Origin of the sequence: Streptomyces sp. CB01373, from assembly GCF_002803075.1 — a bacterium.
Lineage (GTDB): Bacteria > Actinomycetota > Actinomycetes > Streptomycetales > Streptomycetaceae > Streptomyces.
In genome coordinates, this window is the sequence record NZ_NNBK01000004.1 from 321,184 (window position 1) to 340,661 (window position 19,478).

At 72.0% G+C, this 19,478-nt stretch carries 17 protein-coding genes; 14 read left to right on the forward strand and 3 right to left on the reverse strand.

Annotated features, from left to right (window positions below; genetic code table 11):
- The first annotated feature begins 34 nt into the window (after positions 1 to 34).
- A complete protein-coding gene (locus CG719_RS08505) occupies positions 35 to 1,450 on the forward strand; it encodes an RsmB/NOP family class I SAM-dependent RNA methyltransferase (RefSeq protein WP_100567894.1) in 1,416 nt (471 codons plus the stop codon).
- A 110-nt stretch (positions 1,451 to 1,560) separates the two neighbouring features.
- On the opposite strand, the gene CG719_RS08510 is transcribed toward CG719_RS08505, so the two are convergent.
- Positions 1,561 to 5,001, reverse strand: a complete 3,441-nt coding sequence (locus CG719_RS08510; protein ID WP_100567895.1) for a HelD family protein — start codon at positions 4,999 to 5,001, stop codon at positions 1,561 to 1,563.
- Between the two features lie 598 nt (positions 5,002 to 5,599).
- Here CG719_RS08510 and rpe point away from each other — a divergent pair.
- From rpe to CG719_RS08545, 6 genes are all read left to right on the forward strand, one after another.
- On the forward strand, positions 5,600 to 6,286 hold the full coding sequence (gene rpe, locus CG719_RS08520; protein WP_100567897.1) for a ribulose-phosphate 3-epimerase: 687 nt from the start codon (positions 5,600 to 5,602) through the stop codon (positions 6,284 to 6,286).
- Positions 6,287 to 6,364: 78 nt separating this feature from the next.
- Positions 6,365 to 7,408, forward strand: a complete 1,044-nt coding sequence (locus CG719_RS08525) for a sugar-binding transcriptional regulator (protein WP_100567898.1) — start codon at positions 6,365 to 6,367, stop codon at positions 7,406 to 7,408.
- 38 nt (positions 7,409 to 7,446) lie between these two features.
- Positions 7,447 to 7,848 carry a ribonuclease domain-containing protein gene (locus tag CG719_RS08530; protein WP_100567899.1) on the forward strand — a complete coding sequence of 134 codons (402 nt, stop codon included), beginning with the start codon at positions 7,447 to 7,449 and terminating at the stop codon, positions 7,846 to 7,848.
- Positions 7,845 to 8,174 (forward strand): barstar family protein, encoded by a 330-nt coding sequence (locus CG719_RS08535; protein ID WP_100567900.1) that lies wholly within the window; start codon positions 7,845 to 7,847, stop codon positions 8,172 to 8,174. Before CG719_RS08530 ends, CG719_RS08535 begins: the two co-directional genes overlap by 4 nt.
- Before the next feature lie 132 nt (positions 8,175 to 8,306).
- Positions 8,307 to 9,749 (forward strand): GuaB1 family IMP dehydrogenase-related protein, encoded by a 1,443-nt coding sequence (locus CG719_RS08540; RefSeq protein ID WP_199836561.1) that lies wholly within the window; start codon positions 8,307 to 8,309, stop codon positions 9,747 to 9,749.
- A 34-nt stretch (positions 9,750 to 9,783) separates the two neighbouring features.
- Entirely contained in the window at positions 9,784 to 10,236 is a 453-nt protein-coding gene (locus tag CG719_RS08545; RefSeq protein WP_100567902.1) for an Lrp/AsnC family transcriptional regulator, read from the forward strand.
- Positions 10,237 to 10,428: 192 nt separating this feature from the next.
- On the opposite strand, the gene CG719_RS08550 is transcribed toward CG719_RS08545, so the two are convergent.
- Positions 10,429 to 10,902, reverse strand: a complete 474-nt coding sequence (locus CG719_RS08550) for a hypothetical protein (RefSeq protein ID WP_100567903.1) — start codon at positions 10,900 to 10,902, stop codon at positions 10,429 to 10,431.
- Between the two features lie 11 nt (positions 10,903 to 10,913).
- A complete protein-coding gene (locus CG719_RS08555) occupies positions 10,914 to 11,654 on the reverse strand; it encodes a GntR family transcriptional regulator (RefSeq protein ID WP_100567904.1) in 741 nt (246 codons plus the stop codon).
- A 211-nt stretch (positions 11,655 to 11,865) separates the two neighbouring features.
- On the opposite strand from CG719_RS08555, the gene CG719_RS08560 reads away from it, so the two are divergent.
- The 7 genes from CG719_RS08560 to CG719_RS36280 all read left to right on the forward strand — a co-directional run.
- Positions 11,866 to 13,023, forward strand: coding sequence for an ABC transporter substrate-binding protein (locus CG719_RS08560; protein ID WP_100567905.1), 1,158 nt, complete (start codon positions 11,866 to 11,868; stop codon positions 13,021 to 13,023).
- The gene (locus CG719_RS08565; RefSeq protein ID WP_100567906.1) at positions 13,020 to 13,916 is read left to right on the forward strand and encodes an ABC transporter permease; all 897 of its coding nucleotides are present in this window, start codon (positions 13,020 to 13,022) and stop codon (positions 13,914 to 13,916) included. Before CG719_RS08560 ends, CG719_RS08565 begins: the two co-directional genes overlap by 4 nt.
- Positions 13,904 to 14,719: an ABC transporter permease gene (locus CG719_RS08570; RefSeq protein WP_100567907.1), complete on the forward strand. Its 816-nt coding sequence runs from the start codon at positions 13,904 to 13,906 to the stop codon at positions 14,717 to 14,719. The genes CG719_RS08565 and CG719_RS08570 overlap by 13 nt, the downstream gene beginning before the upstream one ends.
- A 3-nt stretch (positions 14,720 to 14,722) precedes the next feature.
- Positions 14,723 to 15,805 (forward strand): ABC transporter ATP-binding protein, encoded by a 1,083-nt coding sequence (locus CG719_RS08575; RefSeq protein ID WP_100567908.1) that lies wholly within the window; start codon positions 14,723 to 14,725, stop codon positions 15,803 to 15,805.
- A 68-nt stretch (positions 15,806 to 15,873) separates the two neighbouring features.
- On the forward strand, positions 15,874 to 17,358 hold the full coding sequence (locus CG719_RS08580) for an HAD-IA family hydrolase (protein ID WP_100567909.1): 1,485 nt from the start codon (positions 15,874 to 15,876) through the stop codon (positions 17,356 to 17,358).
- A gap of 223 nt (positions 17,359 to 17,581) precedes the next feature.
- Positions 17,582 to 18,370, forward strand: coding sequence for a carbon-nitrogen hydrolase family protein (locus tag CG719_RS08585; protein ID WP_100567910.1), 789 nt, complete (start codon positions 17,582 to 17,584; stop codon positions 18,368 to 18,370).
- Between the two features lie 50 nt (positions 18,371 to 18,420).
- Positions 18,421 to 19,478: flavin monoamine oxidase family protein (locus CG719_RS36280; RefSeq protein ID WP_234375486.1), on the forward strand; the 1,058-nt coding region annotated here is incomplete at its 3' end.

Here is a 19,478-nt window from a genome sequence, read left to right on the forward strand (position 1 = left end):
CGCGGCGCACCCAGACAACCGGAGCACCTTTTTCGTGAGCGACACCCGTCGGCCCCGCAGGCCCGCCAAGCCCTACCGCCGGCCCCAGAAGGACCCCGTCCGCATCCTCGCCTTCGAGGCGCTGCGCGCCGTGGACGAGCGGGACGCCTACGCCAACCTCGTCCTGCCCCCGCTGCTGCGCAAGGCACGCGAGAAGGGCGATTTCGACGGCCGTGACGCCGCGCTGGCCACCGAGCTGGTGTACGGCACGCTGCGCCGCCAGGGAACGTACGACGCGGTCATCGAGGCCTGCATCGACCGCCCGCTGCGGGAGGTGGACCCGCCCGTCCTGGACGTGCTGTCGCTCGGCGCCCACCAGCTGCTCGGAACGCGCATCCCGAGCCACGCCGCGGTGTCCGCCACCGTCGAGCTCGCCCGGGTCGTCCTCGGCGACGGGCGGGCCAAGTTCGTCAACGCCGTGCTCCGCAAGGTCGCGCAGAACGATCTCGACGGATGGCTGGAGAAGGTCGCCCCGCCCTACGACGACGACCCCGAGGACCACCTCGCCGTCGTCCACTCCCACCCCCGCTGGGTCGTCTCCGCCCTGTGGGACTCCCTCGGCGGCCCACGCGCCGGGATCGAGGACCTGCTGGAGGCCGACAACGAGCGGCCGGAGGTCACGCTGGTCGCCCGGCCCGGACGGGCCACCACCGAGGAGCTGCTGCGCGAGGAGGCCGCGGTGCCGGGCCGCTGGTCGCCGTACGCGGTGCGGCTGACCGAGGGTGGCGAACCCGGCGCCGTGGACGCGGTACGGGAGGGCCGGGCCGGCGTCCAGGACGAGGGCAGCCAGCTCGTCGCGCTCGCCCTGGCGAACGCGCCCCTCGACGGCCCCGACGGCAAGTGGCTCGACGGATGCGCGGGCCCCGGCGGCAAGGCGGCCCTGCTGGCCGCGCTGGCCGCCGAGCGCGGAGCCGTCCTGCTCGCCTCCGAGAAGCAGCCCCACCGGGCCGGGCTCGTGGCCAAGGCACTGGCGGGCAACCCCGGTCCGTACCAGGTGATCGCCGCCGACGGCACGCGCCCCGCCTGGCGGCCCGGCAGTTTCGACCGTGTCCTCGTCGACGTCCCCTGCACCGGCCTCGGTGCCCTGCGCAGGCGTCCCGAGGCCCGGTGGCGGCGCCGACCGGAGGACCTGGACAGCTTCGCCCCGCTCCAGCGCGGCCTGCTGCGCACGGCCCTGGAGTCGGTGCGCGTCGGCGGTGTGGTCGGCTACGCGACCTGCTCCCCGCACCTGGCCGAGACCCGTGCCGTGGTCGGCGACGTGCTCAAGCAGTTCCCCGAGACCGAGCTGATCGACGCCCGCCCCCTGCTGCCGGGCGTCGGGGCCCTCGGCGACGGCCCCGACGTACAGCTGTGGCCGCATCTGCACGGAACCGACGCGATGTACCTGGCCCTGATCCGCCGTACCGGCTGACCGGGAGGGCGTCGGCGGCTCCGCGAGCCCCCACGCTGACCTTGTGAGCGCCCTCTGGCAGCGATTTCCTTGCGGGGCGCGGGAGCGAACTGATCGACAACTATTGACAGTCACTCACCCCCGGAGGAGCCGAAAGCGACGTCTGCGTTCTCGCCACCCCAGCCGGCCGGGCTGCGCCAGATGACATTGACACGGAAGATGTCGCGAATCGTGTCGACGGACCAGTCCTCGGCGGGTGGTTCGGAGAGAACTAGGTAGAGACCGTCGGCCGGCGCGGGCAGCGTGTGATTGATCTCGAGCAGGCGGGTCGCGCCCGAGCGCAGGTCCGCATAGGTGGAGCAGCCCGCGCCCAGGGCCTCGTAGAGGAAGAGACCGTGCTGGGTGACGCAACTGACGTCGACGACCGGTGAGTCGTCCGGCTGGAGGTCCGCCCAGAGGAGTGATGCCTTCAGCGCGTGCCGGACCGCTTCGTGCTTCTTGCACGCGCGGTCGGTGCCGGCTGCCGTCTCCAGGGCGCGAAGGAATCCGTTCTTCGCGGTCGCGGCCGGTGTTGCGGCGGTGTCCGCAGTGATCATCTGCACGTCTTCCTTCTGAGCGGGCTGAGCGGGTTGCGACGGGGCGACGGGGACCGCGCCGTCGGAGTTCGGTTCCGTCGCCGTGTCGAAGCGCTCCTGGAGCTCTCGCCGCGCTTCAGCGAGAGGCCCCGGCCAGCCGGAGGCCGCCAGCCCCTCCGCGAGCTGGCCCACGTCGAAAGTGCCCTCCTTGAGCGCACGGTTGGTCGTCGCGGCGAGGTCGCGAAGTACTCCGAGTCGTTCTCTGTCCGGATCGCCGAACAGGTGAAGCACGCTGACCCAGTCGGCCTGGTCCCGTCGGAGGATGCGGTTGGCCATGCCCTGGAGCTCGGAGAGACGGCTGCGGGCGTCGGGAACGTTGTCGTCGCTCCCGGTCAGTTCTCCGAGAACGTCCAATGCCGCGAGGTAGCGCCCTGCCATCCGCTCCGAAATGGGCGACCGGCCGCGCTGGTCGGCGGTGAGCACCGTCTGGGTCGTCTCGTTGGCGAACACCCAGCAGTCCAGCTTCTCGCCCCGTAGCGGGGAGACCGATCCGTGGCGGACGGTGAGGACGAGCGGTCGGTCGATCAGCGGCGACAACGGCTTGACCTTGTAGCGACCGCCAGGGGCCCGGTCCACGACCTCGACCCGGACATCGGTACCGATCCGGGGAAGCCTTCCGACTCCGCCGCCCTCCGGCTGGACATCGGACACCGTCGGTGCCTGGGGGGCCCCGGAAGCGGTGAGCGCCTCCGGCAGCGGGGCGGTGTGCAGGACGGTCAGACTCTGGGTGCTGCGGGTGAGGGCCACGTACAACTGGCGCAGCCCGGCGGGACCGCGGTCGGCGATCGTGGCGGGCTCGACGACCAGGACGTGGTCGTACTCCATGCCCTTGACCTGGGCCGCGGCCAGCACGGATACGGCCTCGTGGTTCCGCTCGCCGATGTCGCCGTTCTCGGCGATCCTGCGGCTGATGGCGTCCAGCCAGTCCGAGTCGTCGGGAACGATGACGGCCACGGAGCGGGGGGTGCTGCCGTCGCTGGTTCCCATGAGCCGGGCCACATGGGCGACGGTGTCGTCGAGCAGCTTCCACGGCTCGGTCGCCACGGTCCGTACGGCGTCCGCTCCCGCCTCCCGGACAGCCTGCGGGTACGGCAGGGTCGGGGCGATCGTCCGTGCGAGAGGGGCGACGAACTCCATGATCTCGGCGGGGACGCGGTAGCTGGTGGTGAGCTGGGCGACGCTCCAGTCGCCGTGGTCGGAGAGGAGTGCGCCGAGCAGGTCCCAGCTCGTCGGGCTGTGGGCGTCCGTCGCCTGCGCGAGGTCGCCCAGGACGGTCATGGAGCCGCCGACGGCGGAGCGCCGCCGCAGGGAGCGGGCCTGCATGGGCGTGAGGTCCTGGGCCTCGTCGACGACGATGTGGCCGTATCGCGGTGGGGTGTCGCCGCTGATCAGCACCCGGAGCTCTTCGAGACAGACGTGGTCGTCGAGGGTCCACGGATCGGCGTCGGCGCTGGCGGCGCGAGCCCGCAGCAGGGCCGCCTGCTCGTCCTCGTCGAGGATGCCGTCGGCGCAGTCCCGCAGGAGGTCGGCCGAGTCGTAGAGGCTGCGCAGGGCCTCCCGGGCACCGGGGGACGGCCAGAGGCGTTCGACGAGGCGCTCGACCCGGCGGTTGCGTTCCAGGTCGCGGCGGATCGTGCCGGCCTGCCCGCGGCGCGGCGCGATGTCGGCGAGCTCCCGCAGGAGCCGGTCGACGAGGAGGCCGCGGAAACGGTCGCGCCGCTCCCGGAAGGGCCCGTCGCCGGTGTGGGCCCGGTCGAGGAGGGCGAGGACCTCGGACTTCGGCACGCGAAGGGTCGTACTGCCGGCGGTGACGACGATCGCGGGCTCGTCGCCCTCGAAGGAGGGGGCGACGGTGAGGGCGTCGAGAGCCTCGGGGCGGTAGTCGCTCTCGACGCGGCGCCGCAGCACGGCCGCCATGCGTTTGTCCGACTTGACGAGGCGCGCCTTCGGGGAGTCGGTGCCGAGGAGCTCGCCCTCCCACAGGCGGTCCAGTTGGACGGCGTTGACGTCCCGGGTGCCGAGCGTGGGGAGGACCTGTCCGACATAGTCGAGGAACCGCTGGTGAGGGCCGATGACGAGGATGTCCTGGGCCTTGAAGTGCTCGTTGTTGACGAGCCAGGTCACCCGGTGGAGACCGACGGCCGACTTGCCGGTACCGGGGCCGCCCTGCACGACGAGAATGTCCGAGGGCGAGCCGGTGACCAGCTCCATCTGGTCACGGCGGATGGTCTCGACGATGTCCCGCATTCGACCGCCGCGCGACCGCTGGAGCTCCCGCAGCAGGAAGTCGTCCGGCTGGAGCGCCTTCCGCCGCCGGCGTCGTACGACATCGCCGGGGGTGGGGGTCGGCATACGCCCCGGTGAGGGGGACGTGTCCGTCTCCTCCGCCGCGCTGTCGTCGGCGGCCTGACGGGGCTTCGGTACGGCGGCGGGCTCGGGTGCGGCGGCGGGCTCGGGTGCGGCGGCGGGCACGGCCAAGGGCAGGGGAGCGGGCGTCGGCTTGGAGATCTCGTCGAAGTAACTCTCTACGATCCGCCGTACGCAGCGGAGCTGCCGACGCAGGACCACCTCGCCCGGATTCTCGGGTCGGGTCTCGATCCACTTCTTCGCCAGGGGGCTGGTCCACAGCAGGACCACCGGCTCGTGCGAGGCGTCGTGCACGCCGCGGCGCCCGATGTACCAGGGACGGGGATCTCCTCCCGGGTCCTCCGGCGCGTCGACACGGGAGAAGACCAGGGCTTCGTCGCCGAGCCCTCCGTAGGCCGCAGCGCGAGCCTCCGCCTCGGCCCGGTTGGCGATCCCGTCCTTGCCGCTCGCCGAGGCGGTGGCGGCCGAGGTACCGCTCAGTTCAGCCAGTTTCGTGGTGTAGCAGTCGTACGCGTGGTCCACCGCCCGCTGCTCGCCGGCGAGGATCTCGTCCCGAGTGGTGGTGCTCATGTGCGTCCTCCCTGCGGTGCCGGGGGACACCGCCACGGGCATGCGCCCGTACCCCGCTGAAACAACTATCAGAAACCGGGCGGTGACGAACAGTCAGTGGATCAGTTCACGGACGAGGCCGTCGCCCCGGTCCGTCAGGCCTGTGCCTGGTCGTACGTGGGCCCGAGCTCGTGGAAGACGCTGCCCGCCTCGTACCGGTCCTTCTTGGTTCCTGGGCGCGACTCTCGGACGACGGAAGGGCGAACCACCTTTCTCGGCGTCCGCGCTCTCTCCGAGGTCACCGCCGAACGGGCCGAGGAGAAGATCACCTTCACGGAGGTACTCCAGCGCTCCGGACTCCAGGAACGCCGGCGGAGCTGGTCGCCAGGTCCAGCTCCGCGACGACCGCCTCCGAGCCGCCGGCTTTTCCAGGGGCGGTTCCGGCTCTGCGGTCCTCCAGCCCTGCGGTCGGGGCTACCGCGGGCTGGGTCGAAGGCGCGCCCCTGACGCGCGGTGTCACGGCTACCCGCCCGCTCGTCGGTGCGTCGTGACGGCCCCTTCCGGATATCGGCCGGGTACCGGGGCGGACCGGAGGGCCGGGGCATGGCACGCTTGGGGCATGGCCGTGCAGATCAACCCCAGCATCCTGTCCGCCGACTTCGCGCGCCTCGCCGAGGAGGCGAAGGCGGTCGAAGGGGCCGACTGGCTCCACGTGGACGTCATGGACAACCACTTCGTCCCGAACCTCACGCTCGGCGTGCCCGTCGTGGAGTCCCTGGCCCGGGCTACGGACACCCCGCTGGACTGCCACCTGATGATCGAGCAGCCCGACCGCTGGGCGCCGCAGTACGTCGAGGCGGGCGCCTCCTCCGTGACGTTCCACGTCGAGGCGGCCGCCGCCCCCGTCCGGCTGGCCCGCGAGATCCGCGCCAAGGGCGCCCGGGCCTCGATGGCCCTCAAGCCCGCCACCCCCATCGAGCCGTACGAGGACCTGCTCCCCGAGCTCGACATGCTCCTGATCATGACGGTGGAGCCGGGCTTCGGCGGCCAGGCCTTCCTCGACATCATGCTGCCCAAGATCCGCCGCACCCGTGAGCTGATCGGCAAGCACGGCCTTCAGCTGTGGCTCCAGGTGGACGGCGGGGTGTCGGCCTCGACGATCGAGCGGTGCGCGGAGGCCGGCGCGGACGTGTTCGTCGCCGGCTCGGCGGTCTACGGTGCCGAGGACCCCGCGGAAGCGGTGCGGGCCCTGCGCGGTCAGGCGGAATCGGCCACCGCCAAGGGGTCCTGGGCATGCGGCCACTGAACAACGGCTGCGTGAACGGCAACCATCAGGGCTGATCAAGCGCGCCGCATCTGCAAGGATGAACGGTGAATCCAGAGTGTGAACAGCAGTGAGGAGATCGCCGTGTCGGGTATGTCGGCGGGCCGGTCAGCCATGCGGATGGGACCCGCTGAGCTGGTGCAGGCGGCGGCCATGGCCCGCCGTTTCTACCTCGAGGGCAAATCGAAGATCCAGATCGCCGAGGAGTTCGGCGTCAGCCGCTTCAAGGTGGCCCGGGTCCTGGAGACCGCTCTCGAACGGGATCTCGTGCGCATCGAGATCCGCGTGCCCGCCGAGCTGGACGCCGAGCGCTCAGACGCGCTCCGCGCCCGCTACGGCCTCAGGCACGCCGTCGTGGTCGAGTCCCCGGCCGAGGCAGAGGAGACGCCCGACCCCGAGAACCTCGGCGAAGTGGCCGCCGATCTGCTCGGCGAGCTCGTCGACGAGGGAGACGTGCTGGGTCTGGCCTGGGGCCGGTCCACCATCCACATGGCGGCGGCCCTGAACCGGCTGCCACCGTGCACGGTGGTGCAGCTGACCGGCGTGTACGACGCCGGGACCTCGGAGCGCGGCTCGGTGGAGGCCGTGCGCCGCGCCGCCCAGGTCTCGGGCGGCGACGCCCACCCCATCTACGCGCCGATGCTGCTGCCGGACGAGGCCACCGCGGCCGCGCTGCGCCATCAGACCGGAATCGCGCGCGCCTTCGAATACTTCGACAAGGTCACGGTCGCCTGCGTGTCCATCGGTTCCTGGGAGCCGGGCATCTCGACGGTGCACGACATGCTCAGCGACGAGGAGCGGGCCCACTACGCCTCGCTCGGCGTCGCCGCCGAGATGGCCGCGCACCTCTTCGACGCCGAGGGCCGCCGGATCGGACGGGACCTGGGGGAGCGGTGCATCACCGTCAAGGCCGACCAGTTGCGCCGTATCCCCGAGGTCGTCGCGATCGCGGGCGGGCAGCGCAAGGCGGCGGCGATCGACGCGGTGCTGCGGTCCGGCCTGGTCACCAGCCTGGTCACGGACACCTCGGCCGCGGACTATCTGATGACGGCGGGCCCCAGCCCCCGGCCCGCTCTCAACAGGGCGGATCCGGACGGCACCTGACGAGCACACGGCGGGGCGGCCGTGGGAGCATCGTCGGCATGCTGCTGCGGTTCGTCCCCCGTGTGTTCGCGGGGCTCCTCGTCACGTTCGCCGTCCTCCTGACGGGCTGCTCGCCCTCCGGGCAGGCCGGTTCCGACCCCTCCGCGCCGTCGTGGGCCCACGGGATGGCAACGATCAGCCAGTCCCGGCTGCCGGCCGAGGCCCGGCAGACCCTCGAACTCATCGACAGGGGCGGCCCCTACCCGTACCGGCAGGACAACACCGTGTTCGGCAACTTCGAGGGGCGGCTGCCCAAGGAGCCGCGCGGCTACTACCACGAGTACACGGTGCGCACCCCGGGGTCGCGCGACCGCGGGGCCAGACGCGTCGTCGCCGGTCAGGGCGGGGAGCTCTACTACACCGATGATCACTACAACACGTTCCGGGCGGTACTGAGATGAGCGAAGACCTGGCGAACCGGGTCGTGGTCACACTGGACCTCGACGGTGTCACGGACAAGGCGGGGCTGATGGACCGCGCCGTCCGTGACCTCGCGCTGCCCGACTGGTTCGGACGGAACTGGGACGCGCTGGCCGACAGCCTCGGCGACGAGACCCTCTGGCCCGCCGAGGCCGTGAAGCGCGGAATGCTGGTCGTGGTCCGGGACTGGCAGGCGTACGCGCAGGCCAGACCGGAGGAATGGGAGATCGCCGAGGAGGTCTTCGCCTCCGCGAGGGGCGGCCGAACCGACCTGGACGTCGCCCTCGCGCTTGGAGGTTCCTCCTAGCCCGTCGGCGGCCGGCCTGGACGTTTTGTCCGGGCAGGGCACGTTCCCCGCCATGGGAGAATGAAGTACGTGCTCTTTCCCCCTGACGGACCTGTCCGGGGGTCACCTCTGATCGACTGGGATGTGCGGCACGTGCGTTTCCTCAATGACATCCAGCCCGCGTACGACCTGACGTACGACGACGTCTTCATGGTGCCGAGCCGCAGCGCGGTCGGCTCACGTCAGGGCGTGGACCTCGGTTCCCCGGACGGCACGGGCACCACCATCCCGCTCGTCGTCGCCAACATGACCGCCATCGCCGGGCGCCGCATGGCCGAGACCGTGGCCCGCCGCGGCGGCCTCGTGGTCCTCCCGCAGGACATCCCGATCGACGTCGTCACCGACGTGATCTCCTGGGTCAAGAGCCGCCACCTGGTCCTGGACACCCCGATCGTGCTGGCCCCGCACCAGACGGTCGCCGACGCCCTGGCCCTGCTGCCCAAGCGCGCGCACAACGCCGGCGTCGTCGTCGACGAGCAGCACCGGCCGGTCGGCGTGGTCACCGACCGGGACCTGACCGGCGTCGACCGCTTCACCCAGCTCGAAGTGGTCATGAGCAAGGACCTGCTCCTGCTGGACGCGGACATCGACCCGCGCGAGGCCTTCAACACCCTGGACGGGGCCAACCGCCGCTACGCGCCCGCCGTGGACCGGGACGGCAGGCTCGCCGGCATCCTCACCCGCAAGGGCGCCCTGCGCGCCACGCTGTACAGCCCGGCCACCGACGCACAGGGCAAGCTGCGCATCGCCGCCGCCGTGGGCATCAACGGCGACGTGGCCGGCAAGGCCGAGCAGCTGCTCGGTGCGGGCGTCGACACCCTCGTCATCGACACCGCGCACGGCCACCAGGAGTCGATGATCAACGCCGTCAAGCTGGTGCGCGACCTCGACCCGAGGGTGCCCGTCGCCGCCGGCAACATCGTCTCCGCCGAGGGCGTCAAGGACCTGATCGAGGCGGGCGCGGACATCGTCAAGGTCGGTGTGGGACCGGGCGCCATGTGCACCACCCGCATGATGACCGGCGTGGGCCGCCCGCAGTTCTCCGCCGTCCTGGAATGCGCGGCCGAGGCGAGGAAGTACGGCAAGCACGTGTGGGCCGACGGAGGTGTCCGCCACCCGCGCGACGTGGCGATGGCGCTCGCCGCAGGCGCGTCCAACGTGATGATCGGCTCCTGGTTCGCGGGCACCTACGAGTCGCCCGGCGACCTCCAGCACGACGCGGGCGGCCGTCCCTACAAGGAGTCGTTCGGCATGGCCTCCGCGCGCGCGGTGCGCAACCGCACCTCCGAGGAGTCGGCGTACGACCGCGCCCGCAAGGCGCTGTTCGAGGAGGGCATCTCCACCTCCCGGATGTTCCTCGACCCGGCCATGCCGGGCGTCGAGGACCTGATCGACTCGATCATCGCGGGCGTCCGCTCCTCGTGCACCTACGCAGGGGCCGGCTCCCTGGAGGAGTTCGCCGACAAGGCCATCGTCGGCATCCAGAGCGCGGCCGGCTACGCCGAGGGCAAGCCGCTGCACGCCAGCTGGAACTGAGCCCGCCGAGTACCCGAGAAGTGAACCACCGACAGTGCTGAACGATCTCGACGAACGCATCGTGCACGCCCTCGCCGTGGACGCCCGCCGCTCCTATTCGGACATCGGGCAGCTGGTCGGCCTGTCCGCGCCCGCCGTGAAGCGGCGCGTGGACCGGCTGCGCGCCACCGGGGCCATCACCGGTTTCACCGTCCGGGTCGACCCGGCCGCGCTCGGCTGGGAGACCGAGGGGTTCGTCGAGATCTACTGCCGGCGCCATACTTCGCCGGAGACGATCCAGCGGGGCCTGGAGCGCTACCAGGAGGTCGTGTCCGCCTCCACCGTCACCGGTGAGGCGGACGCGATCGTCCAGGTCTTCGCGGCCGACATGCGCCACTTCGAGCGCGTCCTGGAGCGCATCGCCGGCGAGCCCTTCGTGGAACGGACGAAGTCCGTCCTGGTGCTCTCCCCCCTGCTGCGCCGCTTCTCCTCGGGCGCGCCGGGTTAGGGCCTCTCGTTTGGATCATGCCGGGCTCGCGGGCCCTGGCACCGCTCCCCCAAGCTCTTCGAGCAGGGGGTACCCCCAAGCCGCGTTGTCGTCGGTTGGCAGGGCTCCGCCCTGCCGCCCTCCTCCGCCTTGCGGTCCACGGCACCAGACCCCGCTCCCTGATCCGGCCTGAGCCGAACGAAAGACCCTAGGTCAGGGGCGGCAGCGCGTCGTCGACCTCCGGTCGATCGCCGACAGCAGGCGCCGCATGCCCATCGCATGCCCGCCCGTGGCGATCACCAGCCGCCGGTAGAGGGCGCCGGCCGGGCCGGGGAAGGCGGCCCGGGTCTCGGCGCGCAGCCGCGAACGCCCGGGACCGGCCGGTTCGAGGCGGAACGTCAGCGCGTACGACGAGAAGCGGTGGCGTCCGGTGAGGACCAGCTCCCGGCCCGTGTCGGCGGCCACCACCCGGAACCCGGGGAGAGCCGAGCCCTCCGCGAAGGGGCGCGGTCCGGACGCCGCGCGGTCCGCGCACCCGACCAGGCGGGCGTAGCGGGCCGCACCGCGACCGCGGAACGATTCCTCCAGCGCGGCGCCGAGCCCGCGCCACACGGCGTCGGTGTCCGCCGCGACGACGGTCGTATGCTCGTCGACGTAGGGCAGCGAGGTGATTCCGGCGGCGTCCATGAAGGCCCCCTTCAGCCGGCCGTCTTGCGTGCCAAGGCGTTGTTCCCTATCGAATTGTGCACGCTGAAGCTCACCGCGTCCGGACGGTAGCGGTCGTCCGACCACTCCACGGGACGCCCCTCGCGGGTCGTCGTCACCCGGCGGACCCGCAGCAGCGGGCTCGTGCGGCGGACGCCGAGCAGTTCGGCGTCCTGGGCGCCCGCCGCGACCGCGTCGATGAGGTGTTCGCCATGGGCGAAGACCAGGCCGGTGTCCGCGTAGAGCCGTTGGGTGACGGACGCGCAGTCGGGCTCGATCGCCTCGACGGCGGGGGCGACCCAGCCGGCGTACACGGTCCGCTCCACCAGGACCGGCTCGCCGTCCAGTCCGCGTACCCGCAGAACGTGCAACACCGGTGTGCCCTTGTCCAGTTGAAGCCGGACGGCGTCCTCCTGGGCTGCCGGGCGGTACTCCTGGGCCACCACCTGCCCCGTCGCCTCCCGGCCCATGGCGCGGGCCCACTGGGCGAAGCTGCGCAGCTCGGCGAAGCTCTGGCTGCGACGGCCGGCCAGCACGACCCGGCGGGCGCCCTGCCGGGAGCCGATCAGTCCCTCGGCGGTGAGGGACGCGACGGCCTGGCGGACCGTACCGCGTGCGACGCCGTACTGGGCGGCCAGGGCCGTCTCGGTCGGCAGCCGGCTGCCGACTGTGTACTCCTCGCGGTCGATGGCCCGCCGCAGGGCGTCGGCGATCTCCTCGTGGCGTGCCGTCATGCTTCCCCTTTGAGTCGACCGTTGTGCACAGCGTAGGCAGCCTAATCGAGTTTCAGCGCCGGTCCGGCCGGATGAGACTGTGCAGGTGAAGGGCCTTCGAGGTTTCGTCGGCGTTCACGTGCAGGACATCATCGACGGGCGTACTGGGGCCAACTTGTTCAGACAAGTTCTCCGCTCTGCCTCACCCCTCGTGCGCACTCCTGGAGAGACCGTGACCGTGTCCTTGCCGAGAACAGCCCTCCTGGGCGGCTCCCTCGCCGTCGTCGCCGCGCTGGCCCTGAGCGCCTGTGGCGCCGCCCCCGACAAGGCGTCGGCCACCGCCGACGGCAAGAGCGCCGCCACCGCCACCTCCGCCGCCGACCTCGGCGGGATGGACGCGCTGGTCGCGGCGGCCAAGAAGGAGGGCAAGCTGCACGCCATCGCGCTGCCCCGCGACTGGGCCAACTACGGCGCCCTGATCGACGGCTTCGAGAAGAAGTACGGCATCAAGATCGACGTCGAGAACCCGGACGGCTCCAGCCAGGACGAGATCAACGCCGTCACCTCCCGCAAGGGCCAGGACCGCGCCCCGGACGTGCTGGACCTCGGCAGCTCCTTCGCGCTCAGCGCCGCCGCGCAGGGCCTGCTCGCCCCGTACAAGGTGGTCGCGTTCGACGACATCCCGGCCGGTCAGAAGGACCCGCAGGCCCGCTGGTACAACGACTACGGCGGCTATGTCTCCATCGGCTGCGACGCCAAGCGGGTCAAGGAGTGCCCGACCACCTTCGAGGACCTGCTCAAGCCGGAGTACAAGGGTCAGGTCGCCCTCAACGGCAACCCGACCAAGGCCGGCGCGGCCTTCGGCGGCGTCTACGCGGCCGCCCTCGCCGCCGGCGGCTCCTTCGACGACATCCAGCCCGGCATCGACTTCTTCGGCAAGCTGAGGAAGAACGGCAACTTCACCCCCGTCGAGTCCACCCCCGCCACCGTCGAGCAGGGCGAGACGCCGATCAGCATCGACTGGGACTACCTCAACGCCGGGTACGCCGACGAGTTCAAGTCCAAGGGCGTGGACTGGAAGGTGGCCATCCCCACCGACGGCCGGTACGCCCAGTTCTACTCCCAGGCCGTCAACAAGGACGCCCCGCACCCGGCCGCCGCGCGGCTGTGGCAGGAGTACCTCTACAGCGCCGAGGGCCAGAACCTGTGGCTCAAGGGCTACGCCCGCCCGGCCCTGATGCCCGCCATGGAGAAGGCCGGCACCCTCGACCGGGCCGCCGCAGCCAAGCTGCCGGAGGTCGACGGCACGCCCACCTTCCCGTCGGAGGCCCAGCAGGGCAAGGCCAAGGACGTCCTCGCGCAGGGCTGGGGCAAGGCCGTCTCCGGATGACCACCGCCCTCACGCGGGCGGGCGTGGCGCCCGCCGCTTCGGTGAAGCGGCGGCGCCGCGCCCCGGGATGGCTCGCCGTCGTCCCTCTGCTCGTCTTCACCTCGCTCGCCTTCGGGCTGCCCGCCCTGGCGATGCTGAACGGCGCGTTCACCGTCCAGGACCCGGCGACGGGCGCCGAGTCCCACACCACGGCCAACCTGACGACCTCCCTGGACGGCGCCTACCTGACCGCCCTGCTCGGCAGCGTCAAGCTGTCCGCCGTGGCCGCCGGGCTCGCGGCCCTGCTCGGGCTGCCGCTCGCGCAGGCGGTCGTGACCTCCCGCTCCCGCGTGCTGCGCGAGTCCGTGCTCACCGCATCCGGAGTGCTCGCCAACTTCGGCGGCGTCCCGCTGGCGTTCGCCTTCGTCGCCACCCTCGGCAACGCCGGTGTGCTGACCCGGCACCTCGGCCTGACCGAGAAGGGCTGGGACCTGTACAGCTTCTGGGGCCTGGTGATCGTCTACCTGTACTTCCTGATCCCGCTGATGGTGCTCACCATCACCCCCGCGCTGGACGGCCTGCGCTCCCAGTGGCGGGAGGCGGCGCAGAACAGCGGTGCCACGGCCGTGCAGTACTGGCGGCACGTCGCCCTGCCCGTCCTCGCGCCGTCGCTGCTCGGCGGGCTGGTCCTGCTCTTCGGCAGCGCCTTCGCCGCCTACGCCACGGCCGCCGCCATGGTCGGCAGCTCGGTGCCGCTGGTCACCCTGCAGATCGCCGACGCCCTCTCCGGCAACGTGCTGGTCGGCCAGGAGCACGTGGCCCTCGCCCTCAGCCTCGACATGGTCCTGGTGGCGGGCCTGGTCATGGCCGTGTACCTGCCCCTGCAACGCCGGAGCGCCCGATGGCTCGCCTGAACCCGTGGCGGTGGGCCGTCCTCGGTCTCGCCGCGCTGTACTTCCTGATCCCGCTGGCCGCGTCCGTGGTGTTCACGGTCGACGTGCCGGGCCGGGGCGTCACCTTCGACGCCTACACGCGGATCGTCTCCACGGAGGGCTTCGTCTCCAGCCTGCTGCTGTCGCTGGAGCTGGCCGCCGCCACCATCGCCGTCGTGCTGCTGCTGATGGTCCCCGCCATGGTCGCGCTCCGGCTCGGCGCGCCCCGGCTACGGCCCGTCGTCGAAGTGGTGTGTCTGCTGCCGCTGGTCGTGCCGCCGATCGCGTACGTCGCGGGGATCGCGACCGTGCTGAAGTGGGGACCCGAGTACCTGTCACGCACCCCGCTGTTCCAGACGTTCGTGGCCCTGCAGGACCCGGACTTCCCCGTCGTGCTGGTCCTCGCCTACGTCGTACTGGCGCTGCCCTTCGTGTACCGGGCCCTGGACGCCGGGCTCCGCGCGATCGACGTGCGGACCCTTGTCGAGGCCGCCCGCAGCTGCGGGGCCTCCTGGCCGCAGGCACTGATCCGGTCCGTGCTGCCCAATCTGCGCGGGGCGCTGCTGAACGCCGCCTTCCTCACCCTGGCGCTGGTCCTCGGCGAGTTCACCGTGGCCCAGCTGCTGGGCTTCCGGCCCTTCGCCGTGTGGATCTTCAGCATCGGCGGCTCGCAGGCCCAGATGTCCGTCGCCGTCTCCGTGCTCAGTCTCCTTGTGACCTGGGCACTGCTTCTCGCGCTCGCCGGTGCCGGCGGACGCACCCGAACCGCTTCGTCCCGGGGATGAACCATGACCGCCACCACTCTTGAGACGACCACCACGACGCAGGCCGCCACCGTCGAATTCCGCGGACTGCGCCGGGAGTTCGGCGCCACCGTCGCCCTCGGCGGACTCGACCTGACCGTGCGGCCGGGGGAGTTCCTGGCTTTGCTCGGGCCCTCCGGCTGCGGCAAGACCACCGCGCTGCGCATGCTCGCCGGGTTCGAACACCCCGACTCCGGTGAGGTGCTGGTGGACGGCGTCGACGTCACCCGCGTCCCGGCCCATCGCCGCGACGCCGGGATGGTCTTCCAGTCGTACAGTCTCTTCCCGCACCTGAGCGCCCGCGACAACGTCGCATTCGGACTGCGGATGCGCAAGGTGCGTACGGCCGAACGCCGTTCCCGTGCCGCGGAGTTGCTGGAGCTGGTCGGCCTCGCCGACAAGGGCGACCGATTCCCGCACCAGCTCTCCGGCGGTCAGCAGCAGCGGATCGCGCTGGCCCGCGCGCTCGCGCTGCGCCCCCGGGTCCTGCTCCTCGACGAGCCGCTGTCGGCCCTCGACGCGAAGGTCCGGCTGACCCTGCGCGAGGAGATCCGCAGGCTCCAGCAGGAGCTCCGCATCACCACCCTGTTCGTGACGCACGACCAGGAGGAGGCCCTGTCGATCGCCGACCGGGTCGCCGTGATGCGCGCCGGGCGGCTCGAACAGTGCGCACCTCCGGGCGAGTTGTACAACCGCCCCGCGACCGCTTTCGTCGCCGAGTTCGTCGGCACGATGAGCCGGATCCCGGGCCGGCTGTCCGACGGCGGCGTCGAGGTGCTCGGGCAGCGGCTGCCGGTCGACGGTGCGGCGCCCGCGGCGAGCGAGGTGGACGTGCTCGTGCGGCCCGAGGCCGTCCAGGTGCGGGCGGCCGAGGACGGCGGCGCGCGGGTGGCCGCCACCGCTTTCCTCGGTGCGACCGTCCGGATCACCGTCCGGCTGGCGGACGCCACCGAGGTGAAGGCCGACCTGCCCGCGCACGAGGCCGCCGGGCTCGCGGCAGGCACCGCCGTGAGCGTGTCGCTGCCCGAGCGGCCCGTCCTCGTGGCGGAGCGCCCGCGGGAGTCGTGAAGCACCAGCCGTGAGACAGCCAGTCGTGAAGAACCGGTCCTGAAGAACCCGCTGTGAAAGAGAACCACGTGCCCCCCTGCCCCCGGCTTCCCCTCCAGGCCGTCCTGTTCGACATGGACGGCACGCTCGTCGACACCGAGCGGCTGTGGTGGGAGGCGGTGGAACACGTCGCGGGCAGACCCCTGACCGAGGCGGACCAGCCAGAGGTGCTCGGCCGCCCCGTCGAGCACACGGCGGGCTGGCTGGCCGCGGCCTGCGGCGCACCGGCCGCGGACGTGGCCCGTGAACTGCACCGGGAGTTCACCGACCGCGTCCGCACCGGCACCGTGCCCCGCCCCGGCGCCCTCGACCTGCTCGACGCCCTCGCCCGGGAGGGCGTACCCACCGCCCTGGTGACCGCGTCGCCCCGCACCGTCGCCGACATCGTGCTCGGCGTCCTCGGTCCCGGGCGTCTGACGGTGTCCGTCACCTCCGACGACACCGACCGCACCAAGCCCGCCCCCGACCCCTACCTCGCCGCCTGCCGCGCTCTGGGTGTCGACCCCGCCGCCTGCGTGGCCGTCGAGGACACGCAGACCGGCGTCAGCTCCGCCGAGGCGGCCGGGTGCGCGGTGCTCGCCGTGCCGTCGCTCGCCCCCATCGACGCGGCACCCGGACGCAGGCTGCGCGAGAGCCTGACCGGGGTCACCCCCGAGGAGCTGTCCGCCATGGTGAGCGGCGAACTGCGGGTGATGAGCTGGAACCTCTGGCTCGGCGGGAGCAAGGTCGACGACCACCGGGCCAAGCAGCTCGAGGCGATCCTGGAGTGCGGCGCTGACGTCGTGGGCCTGCAGGAGACCGGGGGCACCGCGGCCCAGGAACTCGCCGGGGAACTCGGCTGGTACCACCACCGGGCCGGCGAGAACCTCGGCGTCATCAGCCGCCATCCGATCACCGCGCACCTCGGCGACCCGGACGTCGGGTTCTACGGCGCCGCCGGGGTCCGTATCGCGCTCGCGCCGGGCCGCGAGGTCGACGTCTGGACGGCCCACCTGCACTACACGCCCTACGGCCCGTACGAGTCGGCCTTCGACGGGCTCGCGGCGGACCTGCTGATCGCCCACGAGGAGGTGCGGCTGACGCAGATGCGCGACGCCCTGCGCCGGATCGCCGAGGAGGGCGACCCGGCCGTACCGGTCGTCCTGGTCGGTGACTTCAACTGCCCCTCCCACCTGGATCGGCCGGACGTCGCCTGGCCGGTGACGAAGGCGGCCGAGGAGGCGGGGCTGCGCGACTCCTACCGCGAGGCCCGTCCGGACCCGGCCGCCGACCCGGGGCACACCTGGTCACCGATCCACCCGGTGCACGAGGACGGCAGCGGGCGGCCCGAGCCGCAGGACCGCATCGACTACGTGCTGCACCGAGGACTGCGGGTGCTCGACTCCCGGACGTACGTCAGGGGCACCCCGAGGCCCTGGCCGGACGTGGCCGGCAACGACTGGCCCTCGGACCACGCGGCGGTCGTGACCGCCTTCGGCGTCCCAGCGGGCCACCGAGGCCGGCGCGGCGCGTAGCGAGCGCCCGGGCGGTCGGCCCGGAGCCGCCGCGGGAGGCCGCGGGGCGGCTGCGGGACCCGTGCTGCGGCCTCGTCCCGCGGGGGCGCAACGAATCGCCGTTCATCCTGGTTGTACGCAACGATTCGCTCACCGGCGCGCAACGGCTCCGGCTTGTCCGCCGGAGACGGGCGAACATACGGTCTAACCGACCCCCGATGCCCCGTCCCGCTGAGGAACATCCATGCGCACCGCCCTGCTCCAGAGCTCCGGCCGTCCCGGTTCCGTCGGCGAGAACCTCAAGGTCCTCGACGCCGCCGCCGGCCGGGCCGCCGCCGCCGGGGCCGGGCTGCTGGCGACGTCGGAGCTGTTCCTGACCGGATACGCGATCGGCGACGACATCGGCCGGCTCGCCGAGGCCGCCGACGGCGACTGGGCGGACGCGGTCGCCGAACTGGCCTGCCGGCACGGACTGGCCGTCGCCTACGGCTACCCGGAGCGGGACGGCGAGACGGTCCACAACTCCGTCCAGCTGATCTCCGCCGACGGCACCCGCCTCGCCAACTACCGCAAGACGCACCTGTTCGGCGACTTCGAGCACGCCCAGTTCACTCCGGGCGAGCAGCCGGTCGTCCAGGCCGAGCTGAACGGACTGACCGTCGGCCTGATCATCTGCTACGACGTGGAGTTCCCGGAGAACGTACGCGCCCACGCCCTGGCCGGCACCGACCTCCTCGTCGTCCCGACGGCGCTGATGCACCCGTTCCAGTTCGTCGCCGAATCCCTGGTCCCGGTGCGCGCCTTCGAGAACCAGATGTACATCGCCTACGTCAACCGGGCCGGAACCGAGGGCGAGTTCGAGTTCGTCGGGCTCTCCGCCCTGGCCGGCCCGGACGGGGTGGCCCGCACCCGCGCCGGACGGTCCGAGGAACTGGTCCTCGCGGACGCCGACCCCGCCTTCCTCGCCGCCTCCCGCGAGACCAACCCGTATCTGGAGGGCCGCCGCACCGGCCTCTACGGGTCCCTCGTCTGAACCACCCGAACCCCCCACCCCAGTACTTTCGCGCAAGGAGTCCGTACCCCATGACGTCCACGGTGCCCAACGCCGTCGAGCACGCAGACGAGCAGCAGCCGCCGATCACCATGTTCGGCCCGGACTTCCCGTACGCGTACGACGACTTCCTCGCCCACCCGGCGGGCCTCGGCCAGGTCCCCGCGACCGAGCACGGCACCGAGGTCGCGATCATCGGCGGCGGCCTGTCCGGCATCGTCGCCGCCTACGAGCTGATGAAGATGGGCCTCAAGCCCGTCGTCTACGAGGCCGACCGGATCGGCGGCCGGCTGCGCACCGTCGGCTTCGAGGGCTGCGACGAGTCGCTGACCGCCGAGATGGGCGCCATGCGCTTCCCGCCGTCCTCGACCGCCCTCCAGCACTACATCGACCTGGTGGGCCTCGAAACCCGGCCCTTCCCCAACCCGCTGGCCGAGGCGACCCCGTCGACCGTCGTCGACCTCAAGGGCGAGTCGCACTACGCCGAGACCATCGACGACCTGCCGCAGGTCTACCGGGACGTGGCGGACGCCTGGAACAGATGCCTGGAGGAGGGCGCCGACTTCTCCGACATGAACCGCGCCCTGCGCGAGCGCGATGTGCCGCGCATCCGCGAGATCTGGTCCCGGCTGGTCGAGAAGCTCGACAACCAGACCTTCTACGGTTTCCTGTGCGACTCCGAGGCCTTCAGGTCCTTCCGGCACCGGGAGATCTTCGGCCAGGTAGGCTTCGGCACCGGCGGCTGGGACACCGACTTCCCCAACTCCATCCTGGAGATCCTGCGCGTCGTCTACACCGAGGCCGACGACCACCACCGCGGCATCGTGGGCGGCTCGCAGCAACTGCCTCTGCGGCTGTGGGAGCGCGAGCCGGAGAAGATCGTGCACTGGCCCTACGGCACGTCGCTGAAGTCCCTGCACGTGGACGGCGAACCGCGCCCCGCCGTGACCCGGCTGCACCGCACCGCGAACAACCGCATCACGGTGACGGACGCGAACGGCGACATCCGCACCTATAAGGCGGCCATCTTCACCGCCCAGTCCTGGATGCTGCTGTCCAAGGTCCAGTGCGACGACGCGCTCTTCCCGAT